The sequence below is a fragment of the Sinomonas sp. ASV322 genome (assembly GCF_030908245.1).
In the GTDB taxonomy this organism is placed as follows: Bacteria; Actinomycetota; Actinomycetes; order Actinomycetales; family Micrococcaceae; genus Sinomonas.
Map to the genome: position 1 here is coordinate 70,079 of NZ_JAVFJJ010000013.1, position 14,835 is coordinate 84,913.

Here is a 14,835-nt window from a genome sequence, read left to right on the forward strand (position 1 = left end):
CCCGCGCGGATCAAGGCGAGACGAACAGCTTGCGCTCCCTATCCCACGGAAGGGACCAGCCGAGGCCCTCGAGGAGGGCGTCGAGAACCATCGCGGTAAACCCCCACACGAGAACGCCGCTGACCTCGAACGCGGGGCTTGCGAACGTGGCACCCCGGCGCTGCACGACGGCGGTGACGCGGTTCGCCGGGTCGAGAAGGTCCCGAATCGGCGTGCGGAAGACCCTCGCCGATTCGGCGAAGTCCACGACGTCGACGGGCGACGGCGCAGCCCACCACGCGAGGACGGGCGTCACGAGGAAGCCGCTCGCCCCGAGCCCGAGCGCGGGCAATTCGGCGAGGACGTCGACGCCGGCCGGGTCGAGTCCCGTCTCCTCGACCGCTTCGCGGAGGGCACAGTCCACGAGGTTCGCGTCTTGAGGCTCACGGCTCCCGCCCGGAAACGCGACCTGCCCGGGATGGGCCCCGAGGGTCTGGGCGCGTTCGAGGAGCAGGACGTCGAGATCCGCGGGCATCAATGGCCGGTCCGAGGGCATCGGCGCGCCGTCGAGCGTTCCGAAGAGGACGAGTACAGCGGCCTCGCGCGCCTCGTGCCCCACGACCTTGGGGTGCCAGCGGGGATCGAAGGGATCGAGTTCGCCCGAGCGGACGCCTGCGGCGAGCGACTCAAGCTGCGCCCGGGCGCTCACGCCCGGTCCTTCCCCGCCGCCGCGTTCCCCGCCGCCGTGCTCGCAGCCGCCGCGCGTTGCGTCCGCATGCGGATCTCGGCCGCGCGATGGACGTTCTCGATCATCTCGGCCCGCAGCTCCTCCTGGCCCGGCGCAAGCTCGTATTTGAGGAGCTTCCGCGCCTTCTCGGGGTCGGTCTCCCCGTCGCCGAACGAGGGGCACATGGCGGCGACGGGGCACGCGCCGCATGCTGGCTTCCGGGCGTGGCACACGCGCCGGCCGTGGAAGACGACGTGATGCGAGAGCATCGTCCAGTCGCTCGGCGGGAAGAGCTCCATGACGTCCTGCTCGACCTTGACCGGATCCTCCGACGCCGTCCACCCGAACCGCTTGGCGAGCCGCCCGAAATGCGTGTCGACGGTGATGCCCGGCACCCCGAACGCGTTGCCGAGCACGACGTTCGCCGTCTTGCGCCCCACGCCCGGCAGCGTGACGAGATCCTCAAGCCGTCCCGGCACGACGCCGTCGAAATCATCGACGATCTTCTGCGAGAGGACGTGCAGGCTCTTGGTCTTGGCCCGGAAGAAGCCCGTGGGCTTGATGATCTCCTCGATATCCGAGGGTTCCGCCTCGCTCAGGGCGCGCGCGTCCGGGTATTTCGCGAACAGGGTCGGCGTGACCTGGTTGACGCGCACGTCGGTCGTCTGCGCCGAGAGGACCGTCGCGACGAGGAGCTCGAACGGGTCGCGGAAGTCGAGCTCGGCGTGCGCGTACGGGTAGAACTCCGCGAGCACCCGGTCGATCTTGCGGGCGCGGCGCTTGAGTGCGAGCGGGGATTCGTCCGCCGTGAGCCGGCGCCGCGCGGGCCTGCGCTCGGCACCGGCGAGACTGGTCAGCCCCGCTCGATTCCGGAGAGATCGCGCAGCACGCCGATCCTCCCGTCCTGGCTCTGGACGAGGAATTCGTGGCCGCGGTCTTGGAGCGCGAGGATCCACTGTCCCGGTTCCAGCGTGAAGACGGGCAGCCCGCTCTGCGGATCGACCGCCGTACGTGACTCGCTCACCGCGAACCAGAAGGCATCGTAGGCCGGCTCCGGCTCCTCGTGCTGCGTCGCCTCGATGCCCGCCGCACGGTCGACGGCGGGGGTCGCCTCGGGCTCGCGGCCCTCGTCTGCCGATGCGGCGGGCATGAGGCGCGTGTGGCCGAAGTCGACTTCAGCGGGCGATTCCGGGCTGGGGGCACCGTAGACCTCGCCGTCGGCGTCGCCGGCGATGAACGCGCCCTCCGGCCCGCCTGCTGCCGCCGCCGCCAGTGCTGCCGTGGCCGGTTCCGCCGCCTGCCCGACGGCGCTCGGTGCGGCCTCGGGCTCGAAGCCAGGCACGACGGCCTCTGGCTCCCCGAAGCGCTCGGCGTCTTCCCAACCAGGCACTGCGGCCGCGGGCGGGGGCCCCGCAGCACCCGCCGCCTCGACGTACTCGCTCGGGGACTCGGCTCCCTCCGCGTGGGACGCGCCCTCACCCGCGGCCATCGCGCCTGCGGCAATCGCCGCGACTCCCGCGCCCGCCGCCGTCGCCCCCGCGAAGCCGGCCGCGGCCGCCGCGGCCCCGGCGGAGGAGACCCCGGCGCCTAACGTGCCCTCGCCGCCCTGGCGAGCCTCGTCGTCGTGCGCGTAGGAGCCGGCCCACGGCGCCCCTATGGCGCTCCCCTGAGACGGCGCAGGCTGAGATTGCGCCGGCTGCGCTGCTGGTTTCGTGAGGGGGGCGGGCTTCGGGAGGGGGGCGACGGCGTCGCGCGCGACGACGTGCGCCGGCACCTCGGCGCGCCCCTCGAAATCGCCGGCGAAAGGCGGAATCATCCGCGCGAAGACGGTCGCGGCGACGAGGATCGCGCCGCCGAGGAAGCCGACGATCCCGCCGAGGCTGGCAGTCGTCACCGCCAACAGGAAGAAGAAAGAGGCGGAGAGGACGGCGACGACCGAGGCGAACTGGTCGAGGGAGAGGGACCCGATCCGGATCGAAGCGTCAGCGGCGACGCGACGCCACACGAAGAGGCCGGCAAGCGCGAGCGGCACAAGGATCCCAATGCCCAAGTAATAAAGGCCCGCCGCGTTCCAAAGATTCGGGTAGCCGTAGGGGGTTTGAAGGATCATCATCGGCAGGAGCGAGCCGAGGAAGGTCACAAGAACGCCAGCGAAGACCGCGAGGTCGCGCACGGTGAAAGGTCCCAAGACAGCCTGGTTCGCAGGCGGTTTGGGGTTTTCGCTCCCAGGCCCCGGCGCGGCATTTTCGGCGCGGGCGGGACCGAGACGGGAATCAGACATGGCTGCTCCTTCGGTCGTCCTTGCACTTCAGCCTAGCCACATCGCCTGTGCACCACCTAGCGGGGAGCCAGTTTCGTCGGGGCCGCTCGGCGACGGCTGGATACCGCCCGTCGCACGCGGCCCCCCGCACGGCGAGGCAATGTGACCCACGCAACTCGCTTGCTACTCGTGAGGGGCTAGTGTGGACGTGAAGCAGCCACCTGTATCCGCCACTGACCCCCTGGGACGCCGCCTGCGCGGGTCCCGGCTGAGCGGACGCATGGGCTGGACGACGCGACCGATCGAGCCGAAAGGACGTTCATGTCCCAGCAAACCGTCAACGGAGACGCTTTCGAGAACCTCCTTCGGGAGGAGCGCCGTTTCCCGCCGTCGCCCGACTTCGCGGCAGCCGCCAACGTCCACGAGGACATCTACGCGGCGGCCGAGGATCGGACCGCGTTCTGGGCCGATCAGGCGCGCACGCGGCTCACGTGGTCGAAGGACTTTGAGGAGACCCTCGACTGGTCCGACGCGCCGTTCGCGAAGTGGTTCGTGGGCGGCAAGGTCAACGCGGCCTACAACGCGCTCGACCGCCACGTCGAGAACGGGCTCGGCGACCGCGTCGCGATCCATTTCGAGGGCGAGCCCGGGGACACCGAGACCATCACCTACGCCGACCTCACGGAGCGGGTCAAGAGGGCCGCGAACGCGTTCGAGTCCCTCGGCGTGCAGGAGGGCGACCGCGTCGCGGTGTACCTGCCGATGATCCCCGAGGCCGTCGTGACGATGCTCGCGTGCGCGCGGATCGGCGCGGTCCACTCGGTCGTGTTCGGCGGCTTCTCCGCCGACGCGCTCCGCTCCCGCATCGACGACGCCGAGGCCAAGCTCGTCGTCACGGCAGACGGGACGTACCGCCGCGGCAAGCCGTCCTCGCTCAAGCCCGCTGTCGACGACGCCCTCGCCGAGCCGGGGCACACGGTCGAGCACGTCGTCGTCGTTCGCCGCAACGGGCAGGACATCGCGTGGACCGAAGGCCGCGACCTCCACTGGACCGAGCTCCTGGACGCCGCCTCGCCCGAGCACACCGCCGTCGGCCACGACTCCGAGCACCCCCTCTTCATCCTCTACACGTCCGGGACCACGGGGAAGCCCAAGGGCATCCTCCACACGACCGGCGGCTACCTCACGCAGACCGCCTACACGCATTCGGTCGTCTTCGACCTCAAGCCCGAGTCGGACGTGTACTGGTGCACGGCAGACATCGGCTGGGTCACGGGCCACTCGTACATCACGTACGCGCCGCTCATCAATGGCGCGACCCAGGTCATGTACGAGGGCACGCCCGATTCGCCGCATCAGGGCCGCTGGTGGGAGATCGTCGAGAAGTACAAGGTCTCGATCCTCTACACCGCCCCCACGGCGATCCGCACGATGATGAAGTGGGGCTCCGACATCCCCGCGAAGTACGACCTCTCGAGCATCCGCCTCCTCGGATCCGTGGGCGAGCCCATCAACCCCGAGGCGTGGATGTGGTATCGCGAGGTGATCGGCGGAAGCGGCGGGAAGGCAGAACCAGCCCCGATCGTGGACACGTGGTGGCAGACCGAGACAGGCGCCATCATGATCGCCCCGCTTCCCGGCGTCACCGCGACGAAGCCAGGCTCGGCGCAGGTTCCGATCCCGGGCATCGCCGTGGACGTCGTCGACGAATCCGGCAACTCGGTGCCGAACGGGCACGGCGGATTCCTCGTGATCCGCGAGCCGTGGCCCGCGATGCTGCGCACCATCTGGGGCGACCCCGAGCGGTACAAGGACACCTACTGGTCCCGGTTCGACGGCATGTACTTCGCGGGCGACGGCGCCAAGAAGGACGACGACGGCGACATCTGGCTCCTCGGGCGAGTCGACGACGTCATGAACGTCTCGGGTCACCGCCTCTCGACGACCGAGATCGAGTCCGCGCTCGTCTCCCACGAATGGGTCGCCGAGGCCGCCGTCGTGGGGGCCGCGGATCCGACGACGGGCCAGGCCGTGGTGGCGTTCGTGATCCTGCGCGGCGAGGCCGAGATCCCCGACGGCGAGGACGCCTCCGCGGCGCTGCGGGCCCACGTGGGCAAGGAGATCGGGCCCATCGCGAAGCCCAAGCACGTGCTCGTCGTGCCCGAGCTGCCCAAGACCCGCTCCGGCAAGATCATGCGCCGCCTCCTCAAGGACGTCGCCGAGGGACGCGATCCCGGCGACGCGACCACGCTTGCCGATCCGTCGGTCATGCAGCAGATCGCGGCCGACCTGCGGAAGTAGCGGCTGCTCGCCGAGGAAACGAACGACGGCGGGGCTCACCTCGAGTGGTGAGCCCCGCCGTCGTCCGTGTCAACCGCGCCGGAGACGGTCGGGCCACCCAGCAGTTACCTTCGGTCTTCGGAAGGTCCCTCCACGAGAACTTCCGGAACATTGCCGTGACTTCGGATGGGACGGAGTCCAGCGTCGAGCAGTCTGGCACGGAAGAGCTCCGGCGGTTCAAGCTCGGACCAGTCCCATCGGAGCACCGGGTGGCCTAGGGCAAGCAGGCGATTCTCGCGCCGCTTTTCGCGACGGATGACTTCCCGCGGGTCGATTCCGCCGGTGAGTTCCTCGCGAAAGTACTTGCCCCAGCCGTCGAACTCGCCGACCGGGCCGGGACCAACGTCCCACGCGAAATCTGTTCGGCCGATGAATCCACGCGAATCGCGAAACTCCTTCTGGAGCGTGGGCTCGGGGAACCCGAACAGGTGCATGAGAGCACGGCTCACAGACTCGCCTGGCGACTCCGCGCCCGTTCGGGCCAAAGCGGCGATGTCATGGGCTCGCTTCCTTCGGGTTTCGAACGCCAGCGCCTCGATTTCCTCGCGGACACCCCGCACGTCGAGCAGTGAGTCGAGCCCTGATCGGCGCAGCATGCCGTCGGCCACCGTGAGTCCACGTGCGAACCGGGCCGAAGCCAATACTTCGACGAGCGCTGCCGCGGGTGGCACGGTGTGAAACTCGTCAATCGTGACTAGCTCGGACTGCGCATGACGGTGCCGTCTTACGGGCGGAGGTGGCATGAACCGAGCGCGCTGGGCGTGATCCGATTCGCCCCGGACGCAGAACGTGTTCGGCCGAATGCCCAGCTTGGTAGTCGAGGCAATGGCCACATCAATGGCCGGCGGCACCTTGACGACCGGAATGCCATGCAGGAACAACGCGGTCTCACCACAGAAGACCGCCTGCGGGTTGGCCCTCGAGTAAGCCGCGACCGCCGTGCGGAACCGCTCATGGGGAGGCGCATCGACCCACGCCGATGTCGGCACATAGAACCCTCGGCGGATCCGCACGAAACGCCCGCTTGCGATTGCCGAGCGTGGCGCTAGCGGACCGTCCGCGAACCGCGAGGAGGTATCGATGAGCGGCAAAACACGTTCCATGGCTCGACTCTGCCGGGCGGGTGAACACCCCGCACAGCCAGGTGCCGAGATGTGGACGACGGGCCGGAACTGGTGGTGTTGAGGACATATGAGGTGCGCGGGTGGAGTTCCGAGTGGCAGTCACCCTGAAGCGCAGAAAGGTCCCCTCGAGGTGACTTCCCGCCCATTAAGGTGACTGCCCGCCGTCGCCCGCCCCTCACTACGGCGCCCCGCCGTCGCCCGCCCCTCACTACGGCGCCCCGCCGTCGCCCGCCCCTCGCTACGGCGCCCCGCACCCGCACGACTCGCGGCGCACGAGGGTCGCGTGGAACCGCCGGTTGCTCTTGTGGCCGCCCCCTTCCACGAGTGCCTCGACGGCGGCCTGGGCCATCTCCTCGACGGGTTGGGCGAGCGTCGTGAGCGGCGGCCAGCAGTACTCTGACTCGGCCAGGCCGTCGAAGGAGACAATCGCGACGTCGTCGGGAACGCGCACGCCGCCCTCGTGGAACGCGCGGAGCAGGCCGACGGCGATGAGGTCGGAGGAGGCGAAGATCGCCGTGGGCCGCTCCGCGGAGTTGAGCAGCCATTTGCCGGCCTGATAGCCCCCGTCGCGGTCGAAGGGCTGCCGCATGACGGGTCCGACGGGGAGCCCCGCATCCTCAAGCCCCTTCCGCCACCCCGCCTCGCGCCCGTCGAGGCCTCCGCCGGTCGTGATGCCCATGATCAACCCGATGTTTCGGTGGCCGTGCGAGACAAGATGCTCGACGGCGGCACGCCCCGCCTCCACAAAGTCGACGCCGACGGAATCGAAGCCCGGGCTCTCCGTGCTGTGGTTGAGCAGCACAGCCGGGATCTCCATGGCTTCGAGCTCGCGGAGGTCGGGCTCGAAGAGGACACTCGAGAGGAACACGCCATCGACTCGACGGCTCGCGAGCTGCTCGACCGCGCGTCGTTCCGCCGAGAGGGAACCGCCCGAATTCGCCATGAGCAGCGCATAGCCGCGCGCCACAGCGGCCTCCTCGACCGCATGGGTGAGCGTCGCGAAGAACGGACTCGTGATGTCCGGCACGACCATGCCGAGCATCTCGCTCGACCCGAGCTTGAGTGCCCGCGCGGCGGCGTTCGGCCGGTAGCCGAGCGCCGCGATCGCGTCGCGCACCTTGGCCTCCGTGGCAGGCGAGACGCGCTTGGGCCCGCCGTTGACCACGTAGCTCACGACGGCGGTGCTCACCCCCGCGAGCTGGGCCACGTCCTTGCGGGTGGCGGTCGGCTTCGCGGGGGTGGGCAGGTGCGGCATAGCCACCATGCTAGCCGCGCGCTTCTCCCGCGCTGGCGGACGACGACGGCGCAATCTCGCGCGCGGACAGCTCGCCGGGGGCGTCGCCGAAGTCGGGCACGGGCAGGCGCTCGCCGCCGCGGAGGGCCGATTCGTGGGCGACGATCCCAGGAAGCGTGTAGCGCGCGGCCTCCCACGCGTTCACGGGCGGGAGGGACCGGGTCGCGACCGCGGCCGCGAAGTCGTCGACGAGGAAGTGGTGGCTGCCTTCGTGGCCGCTCGGAAGGCGGCGGAGCTCCTCGGGGAGGCGCGCGGCGTCGTGCACGGGGGCGAGGCCCGAGACGAACGCATCGCGGAGGGCCGGGTCGACGTTGGCGAGCGACGGGTCGTCGTGGGACATCGTCGGCAGAGTCTTGAGCTGTTCGCTCACGTCGGAGAAGCCCTCCTTGTCCTGCCACACGGCGGTCTCGACGAGCTGCTCGAAGCTGCCGTCCGTGCCGAAGTAGCGGAAGCGGCTCTCGCGCAGGTGCGAGGGGTAGCCGACGCGGCGGAACTCGTTGATGCGCATGGACCCGCCGCCCGCGAGCTCGAAGAGGGCGGTCGCGTTGGAGAAGTCGTTGTGGAACATGCTGACCTCGCGGTCGAACACGCCGTCGCCGCGGTCGTCGCGCACGCCGATGCAGCTCACGCTCACGGCGTGGCCGCCGATCGCGCCGATCACGCCGCCCACGGAGTGCGTCGGGTACAGCATCGGCGGGTAGCTCGCGGTGCGCTTCCACTCGGGGCCGCCGCTGTACTCGTACGCGGCGTAGAAGCCGAGGTCCATGTCATGGACGTAGTCGCCCTCGGCGTAGAAGATCCGCCCGAAGGCCCCCTCCGCGCGTCGCTGGCGTGCATAGACCGTCGCGGGGTTGTAGTAGCTCGTCTCGCCCATCATGTAGGTCAGCCCGGTCTCGCGGACGGCCTCGATGATCGCGCCGATCTCCTCGACGCTGATGGCCATCGGCACGGCCGAGTAGACGTGCTTGCCCGCGCGAAGTGCCTGGACCACGAGGGGGCCGTGGGTCCAGCGCTGGGTGAAGATCCCGATCGCGTCGACGTCGCTCTCGAGCATCGCCTCGAAGCTCGGGAACGTCCCCGAGAGCCCCTGCTGTTCCGCGAGCGCCTCCGCGCGCTCGGGGAGGACGTCGGTGACGTAGACGGAAGAGACGTACGGGTGGGCCTGGAAGAGCTTCGTGAACTGCCCGGAGAACTGTCCGGCGCCGACGATTCCGAGGGAGAAAGGCGTGGGTTGAGTCATGCAGGGAGTCTCCCACTGGTATCTACTCGAGTCAATCACCAGATCGGAAGACTTGCCTCATTCCCGGAAGTTTCGGTAAACCTTCTTGCATTTTCAAAAGTTACTCGTGTAGATTTCTCGGCAACTGTTAGCCACATCACAGCGAGGAACCAATGACGACCACCTCAGTGGGGACGCGGAAGCCGGCGCGGCGCAGCACCGAATCCGATGGTCCCAAGCGCACCGCCCTCCGCCGCGGGCTCGGCGACCTCCGGGTCGCCCTCCTCTTCGTTGCCCCGGCCCTCGTGGGCTTCGTGCTCTTCTACCTCGTGCCCACGATCCGCGGCATCTACCTGAGCTTCACGGACTACAGCATCCTGGGAAACCCGGTATGGGTCGGGGTCAAGAACTACGTCAAGATCTTCCAGGACAAGCTCGTCTGGAACGCGATGGGCGTCACCCTCGAGTACGTCCTGCTGAACATCGGCTTCCAGACCGTGATCGCCCTCGGGCTCGCCCTGCTCATGTACCACGTGGCCAAGTCGACCCTCATCCGGGGTGTCCTGCTCTTGCCCTACCTCGTGGCCAACGTCATCGTCGCCCTTCTGTGGTTCTGGATGCTCGACTACCAGATCGGAATCGTGAACCAGGTCCTCCAGTGGATCGGCATCCCTCGCGTGGCGTTCTTCGGAAACGAATTCTGGGCCATCCCCACGGTTGCCTTCGTCAATGTCTGGCGGCACATGGGCTACACGGCCCTGCTCATCTTCGCCGGCCTGCAGGCCATCCCGGGCCATCTCTACGAAGTGGCCAACCTCGACGGCGCGAGCAAGTGGCAGACGTTCTGGAAGATCACCATGCCGCTCCTGCGGCCCGTGCTCCTCCTCGTCATGGTCGTGACGATCACCGGATCGTTCCAGATCTTCGACACCGTCGCCGTGACAACCCAAGGCGGCCCGGTCAACGCAAGCCGCGTCATCCAGTACTACATCTATCAGCGCGCGTTCAGCCAGCAGGACTTCGGGTATGGCTCGGCCCTGAGCGTGATCCTCTTCATCATCCTCGCGATCGTGGCCTTCCTGCAGATGAAGTTCCTCCGAGGCAACGAGAACGACCTTTCCTGAGAGGACGCACACCATGACCACCCTCACCTCAGCCGCCCGGCGTCGTCGTCCGATCAATTGGGGCCGTGTCGCCTCGTGGGCCGCGCTCGTCCTCGCCATCGTCGTCACCGTCGGCCCGTTCCTCTGGATGCTCCGCACGGCGCTGTCCAACAACCACGCCCTCGCGTCGCAGTCGAGCAGCCTCCTGCCGGCCGACTTCACGTGGGGCGCGTTCGCCCGCGTCTTCGGGCTCCAGTCCCAGGCACAGGCCCAGGCCGAGGGCGGCTCGGGCGCCTCGATCAATTTCTGGCAGTACCTCGTCAACTCGGTCATCGTCTCGACGATGATCACGGCCTCCCAGGTGTTCTTCAGCTCGCTCGCGGCCTACGCGTTCGCCCGCCTCCAGTGGCCGGGCCGCGACAAGGTCTTCGCGCTCTTCCTCGGAACCCTGCTCGTCCCGGCGATCTTCACGGCCCTGCCGAACTTCCTGCTCATCAAGAACATCGGCCTCCTGAACACGTATCTGGGGATTGCACTCCCGAGCATGCTCATGACCCCGTTCGCGGTGTTCTTCCTGCGGCAGTTCTTCCTCGGCATGTCCCGCGAGGTCGAGGAAGCGGCGATGCTCGACGGCGCGAAGCACGGCCGGATCTTCTTCCAGATCGTCCTCCCGAACGCCGCCGCCCCGCTAGCGACACTGTGCCTGCTGACCTTCATCGCGGCGTGGAACGACTACTTCTGGCCGCTGCTCGTGGGCAACGACCCAGCCATCCGAGTGCTCACCGTCGGCCTCGGCGTCTTCAAGTCGCAGTCGCCCCAAGGTGCACCTGACTGGTCCGGCCTCATGGCGGCGACCCTCGTCTCGGCCCTCCCGATCCTGCTCCTGTTCGTCGCCTTCGGGAAGAAGATCGTCAACTCGATCGGATTCTCGGGCATCAAGTAGGGCTTCCTCCGGCCCACCACCCAAACCCCACCACCGAAACCCGCCCTACCAAACCCATCCCCAGAAACGACCGGGAAATGCCCGGCCGTCACCACCCCCCTGTCCCGGAAAGGACATCATGATGAAGAAAGCACTCGGCGCCGTTGCCGTCGCAGCCGCCGCGGCGCTGGCCCTCTCGGCCTGCACAGGCAGCGGCTCAAGCAATCAGGCCGCGAGCGGCGGCGAGGCCAAGGGCGACATCAGCTACTGGCTGTGGGACGCGAACCAGCTTCCGGCCTACCAGCAGTGCGCGGACGACTTCCACAAGGCGAACCCGAACATCAACGTCAAGATCACCCAGACCGGCTGGGACGACTACTGGACGAACATCACGAACGGCTTCGTCGCCGGCAACGGCCCGGACGTGTTCACCGACCACCTCTCCAAGTTCGGCGACTTCGTCAAAAACAACCAGATCCTCGCCCTCGACGACGCGGTCAAGAACGACAACGTGGACCTCAAGCAGTACCAGAAGGGCCTCGCGGACCTCTGGGTCGGCAAGGACGGCAAACGCTACGGCCTCCCGAAGGACTGGGACACCATCTCCCTGTTCTACAACAAGGACATGGTCGCCAAGGCCGGCCTCACCGCAGACCAGCTGGGCACGCTGTCCTGGACCCCGCAGGACGGCGGCACCTTCGAGAAGACCGTCGCGCACCTCACCGTCGACAAGAACGGCAAGCGCGGCGACGAGGCGGGCTTCGACAAGAACAACGTCGCAGTCTACGGGCTCGGGCTCGCCGGCTCGGGCTCGGGCAACGGCCAGACCGAGTGGAGCTGGCTGACCGGCACGACCGGCTGGACCCACACGGACAAGAACCCGTGGGGCACGAAGTACAACTACGACGACAAGAAGTTCCAGGACACGATCGCCTGGTTCCACAGCATCATCGACAAGGGCTACATGCCCAAGCTCGAGACCACGGTCGGCGCCTCCGTGGCCGACACGTTCGCCGCCGGCAAGGCCGCGATCAACGCCAACGGCTCGTGGATGATCGGCCAGTACTTCGGCTACAAGGGCATCAACGTGGGCCTCGCCCCGACTCCGACCGGCCCCGACGGGAAGCGCGCCTCGATGTTCAACGGCCTCGCCGACTCGATCAACGCCGCCACGAAGAACCCCGCCGCCGCGACCAAGTGGGTCGAGTACCTCGCCTCCCCCGCGTGCCAGGACGTCGTCGCCTCGAAGGCCGTCGTCTTCCCCGCCATCTCCGAGGCGACGGACAAGGCCGCCGCCGCGTTCAAGGCCAAGAGCGTCGACGTCACGTCATTCACCCAGCAGGTCAAGGACAGCACGACCTTCCTGTTCCCGATCACGGAGAACGCCGCGAAGGTCGACGGCATCATGAAGCCGGCCATGGACGGCGTCTTCTCCGGCAAGGCCCCGGCCAGCTCGCTGACCGACGCCAACAGCCAGGTCAACGCGCTCTTCCAATAGTCCAGGAAGAAGGCATTGACTAGGACGGGGTCCGGCGCACACCGCTGGGCCCCGTCCGGCTCCTCCCCGTCCCGCAGCCGGCACCGAACCCGGCCGCTCGCCTGCCACAAGCAGGCATCGACACGAAAGCGATCTTCATGCACCCCCTCCACCTCCGCACCTCTGGCACGAGTCTCCTGCTGGCCTTCGACCGCGGTGAGGCCGAGATGGTCCACTGGGGCGCGGATCTCGGCGATTCGATCCCGGACCTTGCGCTCCTGCGCAGCCCGATCCCGCATTCCGCGCTCGACGTTCCGGTCGTCGCAGGGCTCCTCCCGCAGGCGTCCTCGGGCTGGCTTGGGCGGCCGGGGCTGCGCGGGCACAGGATGGGGGCCGTCGAGGCAGAACACAGCGTCCCGGGCTACGCCTTCTCGCCCGCCCTGCGTGTGGTGGCGGCCGAGCAGAGCGAGGACGGCCGCAGCGCGCGGATCGTCCAGTCAGATGCGGAGGCGGGCCTCGATGTGGTGTCCGAACTCGTCCTCCACGAGGGCGGGCTCCTCGAGATCTCGCACGAGCTGACCAACACAGGAGGCGGGGCCTACCAGCTCGACGAGCTCGGCGTCGTCGTCCCCGTCCCGGCGCAGGCCGCGGAGCTGCTCGACCTCACGGGCCGGTGGTGCCGCGAGAACCACCCGCAGCGCCACACGATCCAGCAGGGCACCTGGGTGCGGTCGGGGCGCCACGGCCGCACAGGCCACGACTCCTCGCTCCTCGTCGCCGCCGGGACACCCGGCTTCGCGAACCGCTCGGGCCGCGTCTGGGCGGTGCACTTCGGCTGGTCTGGCAACCACGAGCAGTACCTCGACTCCCTCGCGGACGGCCGCCGCATGCTCGGCGCCACCGAGCTGCTCGGCTCGGGCGAGATTGTGCTAGCGCCAGGAGAGAGCTACCGCACCCCGATCCTCTACGCGGCGTACTCCGACCGCGGGCTCGACGGCGTCACGGACGCGTTCTACCGCTGGTTCCGCTCGCGCCCGAACCACGTGGGCACCACGTCGGGACGGCAGCGCCCCGTGGTGCTGAACACGTGGGAGGCCGTGTACTTCGACCACCGGCTCGAGCCGCTCCTCGAGCTCGCGGAGTCGGCGGCGGAGCTCGGAGTCGAGCGCTTCGTGCTCGACGACGGCTGGTTCCGCGGCCGCCGCGACGACCACTCAGGCCTCGGCGACTGGTACGTCGACGAAGCGCTCTGGCCGGACGGCCTCACGCCGCTCATCGAGAAGGTCAACGGCCTCGGGATGGAATTCGGCCTGTGGGTCGAGCCGGAGATGGTCAACCTCGATTCGGACGTCGCCCGGGCTCATCCCGATTGGATCGTTGGGCCCTCTGCAGCCTCGCATCAGGACGGCGGTCGCCTCCCGCTCGAGTGGCGTCACCAGCACGTCATCGACCTCGCGAACCCGGACGCGTGGCAATACATCTACGACCTCCTCGACGCGCTCCTGACCGAGAACAACATCGCGTACCTCAAGTGGGACCAGAACCGTGACCTCACGGAGCACGGCCACAGGGGCCGACCGTCGGTGCACGAGCAGACGCTCGCCGTGTACCGGCTGTTCGACGCGCTCAAGGCCGCGCATCCGGGTGTCGAGATCGAGTCGTGCTCGTCGGGCGGGGCGCGCGTTGACCTCGGCGTGCTGCAGCGCACCGACCGAGTATGGGCCTCGGACTGCAACGACGCGCTCGAACGGCAGACCATCCAGCGCTGGACCCAGGCCGTCCTCCCGCCCGAGCTCGTGGGGTCACACGTCGGACCCACGCATTCCCACACGACCGGCCGCGTCCACGACATCACGTTCCGCGCCATAACAGCCCTGTTCGGGCACTTCGGCATGGAATGGGACATCCGGGAAGCCACAGACCGCGACCGTGCCGTGCTCAAGCGCACGATCGAGCTCTACAAGCGCCACCGCGGACTCCTGCATTCGGGCGAACGCGTCAACGCGGACCTCGCGGATCCGAATCTCAAGCTGCACGGCGTCGTCGCCCAGGACCGCTCGGAAGCGCTCTTCGCCGCCGTCGTCCATGGCTCGCTCGCCGCCGAGGTGCCCGGCCGCGTCGGGCTCCCCGGCCTCGACCCCGAAAGGACGTACCGGATCGAGGCCATCATGCCGACGTCCGCGGACCTGCCCAAGACCGTAGAGGGCGACGCCGAAAGCCCGTTCGCGGAGATCTCGCCGCCCGCGTGGCTGGCCGACGGCGCGACGGCGTCGGGCCGCTTCCTCGCGGAGGTGGGCCTCCCGCTCCCGGTCCTTCGGCCTGAGCACGCGCTGCTGCTCAGGGCGACGACGGTGGGCTGAGCTCCGTGAGCGCCCCGCGGGACGTTCCTC

The 14,835-nt window shown here is 68.7% G+C and carries 11 protein-coding genes; 5 read left to right on the forward strand and 6 right to left on the reverse strand.

The annotated features are described in order from the left end of the window. Positions 1 to 10: 10 nt before the first annotated feature. From RBS12_RS15875 to RBS12_RS15885, 3 genes are read right to left on the reverse strand one after another with little or no spacing between them, the layout of a single operon-like run. On the reverse strand, positions 11 to 688 hold the full coding sequence (locus tag RBS12_RS15875) for a CoA pyrophosphatase (protein ID WP_307967109.1): 678 nt from the start codon (positions 686 to 688) through the stop codon (positions 11 to 13). Next, positions 685 to 1,563: an endonuclease III gene (gene nth / locus RBS12_RS15880; RefSeq protein ID WP_307967137.1), complete on the reverse strand. Its 879-nt coding sequence runs from the start codon at positions 1,561 to 1,563 to the stop codon at positions 685 to 687. The genes RBS12_RS15875 and nth overlap by 4 nt, the downstream gene beginning before the upstream one ends. After that, on the reverse strand, positions 1,560 to 2,987 hold the full coding sequence (locus tag RBS12_RS15885) for a hypothetical protein (RefSeq protein WP_307967110.1): 1,428 nt from the start codon (positions 2,985 to 2,987) through the stop codon (positions 1,560 to 1,562). Before RBS12_RS15885 ends, nth begins: the two co-directional genes overlap by 4 nt. A gap of 300 nt (positions 2,988 to 3,287) precedes the next feature. Here RBS12_RS15885 and acs point away from each other — a divergent pair, with 300 nt between their 5' ends. Then, on the forward strand, positions 3,288 to 5,267 hold the full coding sequence (gene acs / locus RBS12_RS15890) for an acetate--CoA ligase (RefSeq protein WP_307967111.1): 1,980 nt from the start codon (positions 3,288 to 3,290) through the stop codon (positions 5,265 to 5,267). 104 nt (positions 5,268 to 5,371) lie between these two features. On the opposite strand, the gene RBS12_RS15895 is transcribed toward acs, so the two are convergent. The 3 genes from RBS12_RS15895 to RBS12_RS15905 form a co-directional block, all read right to left on the reverse strand. After that, on the reverse strand, positions 5,372 to 6,409 hold the full coding sequence (locus tag RBS12_RS15895) for a hypothetical protein (RefSeq protein ID WP_307967113.1): 1,038 nt from the start codon (positions 6,407 to 6,409) through the stop codon (positions 5,372 to 5,374). A 259-nt stretch (positions 6,410 to 6,668) separates the two neighbouring features. Continuing rightward, positions 6,669 to 7,694 carry a LacI family DNA-binding transcriptional regulator gene (locus RBS12_RS15900; protein ID WP_307967114.1) on the reverse strand — a complete coding sequence of 342 codons (1,026 nt, stop codon included), beginning with the start codon at positions 7,692 to 7,694 and terminating at the stop codon, positions 6,669 to 6,671. 1 nt (position 7,695) lies between these two features. After that, the gene (locus tag RBS12_RS15905; protein ID WP_307967115.1) at positions 7,696 to 8,964 is read right to left on the reverse strand and encodes a Gfo/Idh/MocA family oxidoreductase; all 1,269 of its coding nucleotides are present in this window, start codon (positions 8,962 to 8,964) and stop codon (positions 7,696 to 7,698) included. Positions 8,965 to 9,116: 152 nt separating this feature from the next. On the opposite strand from RBS12_RS15905, the gene RBS12_RS15910 reads away from it, so the two are divergent. The 4 genes from RBS12_RS15910 to RBS12_RS15925 all read left to right on the forward strand — a co-directional run bounded on the left by RBS12_RS15910 (position 9,117) and on the right by RBS12_RS15925 (position 14,805). Further along, the gene (locus tag RBS12_RS15910) at positions 9,117 to 10,067 is read left to right on the forward strand and encodes a sugar ABC transporter permease (RefSeq protein WP_307967116.1); all 951 of its coding nucleotides are present in this window, start codon (positions 9,117 to 9,119) and stop codon (positions 10,065 to 10,067) included. 13 nt (positions 10,068 to 10,080) lie between these two features. Next, on the forward strand, positions 10,081 to 10,989 hold the full coding sequence (locus tag RBS12_RS15915; RefSeq protein ID WP_307967117.1) for a carbohydrate ABC transporter permease: 909 nt from the start codon (positions 10,081 to 10,083) through the stop codon (positions 10,987 to 10,989). A 121-nt stretch (positions 10,990 to 11,110) separates the two neighbouring features. Next, positions 11,111 to 12,466 carry a sugar ABC transporter substrate-binding protein gene (locus RBS12_RS15920; protein WP_307967138.1) on the forward strand — a complete coding sequence of 452 codons (1,356 nt, stop codon included), beginning with the start codon at positions 11,111 to 11,113 and terminating at the stop codon, positions 12,464 to 12,466. A 137-nt stretch (positions 12,467 to 12,603) separates the two neighbouring features. Then, positions 12,604 to 14,805, forward strand: coding sequence for an alpha-galactosidase (locus RBS12_RS15925; protein ID WP_307967118.1), 2,202 nt, complete (start codon positions 12,604 to 12,606; stop codon positions 14,803 to 14,805). Positions 14,806 to 14,835 lie beyond the last annotated feature (30 nt).

What these genes read in the sequence shown, in the direction of transcription:
- RBS12_RS15885 (WP_307967110.1), bottom strand. Translation starts at nt 2,987, where the DNA reads ATGTCTGATTCCCGTCTCGGTCCCGCCCGCGCCGAAAATGCCGCGCCG.
- acs (WP_307967111.1), top strand. Translation starts at nt 3,288, where the DNA reads ATGTCCCAGCAAACCGTCAACGGAGACGCTTTCGAGAACCTCCTTCGG.
- RBS12_RS15895 (WP_307967113.1), bottom strand. Translation starts at nt 6,409, where the DNA reads ATGGAACGTGTTTTGCCGCTCATCGATACCTCCTCGCGGTTCGCGGAC.
- RBS12_RS15900 (WP_307967114.1), bottom strand. Translation starts at nt 7,694, where the DNA reads ATGGTGGCTATGCCGCACCTGCCCACCCCCGCGAAGCCGACCGCCACC.
- RBS12_RS15905 (WP_307967115.1), bottom strand. Translation starts at nt 8,964, where the DNA reads ATGACTCAACCCACGCCTTTCTCCCTCGGAATCGTCGGCGCCGGACAG.
- RBS12_RS15910 (WP_307967116.1), top strand. Translation starts at nt 9,117, where the DNA reads ATGACGACCACCTCAGTGGGGACGCGGAAGCCGGCGCGGCGCAGCACC.
- RBS12_RS15915 (WP_307967117.1), top strand. Translation starts at nt 10,081, where the DNA reads ATGACCACCCTCACCTCAGCCGCCCGGCGTCGTCGTCCGATCAATTGG.
- RBS12_RS15920 (WP_307967138.1), top strand. Translation starts at nt 11,111, where the DNA reads ATGAAGAAAGCACTCGGCGCCGTTGCCGTCGCAGCCGCCGCGGCGCTG.
- RBS12_RS15925 (WP_307967118.1), top strand. Translation starts at nt 12,604, where the DNA reads ATGCACCCCCTCCACCTCCGCACCTCTGGCACGAGTCTCCTGCTGGCC.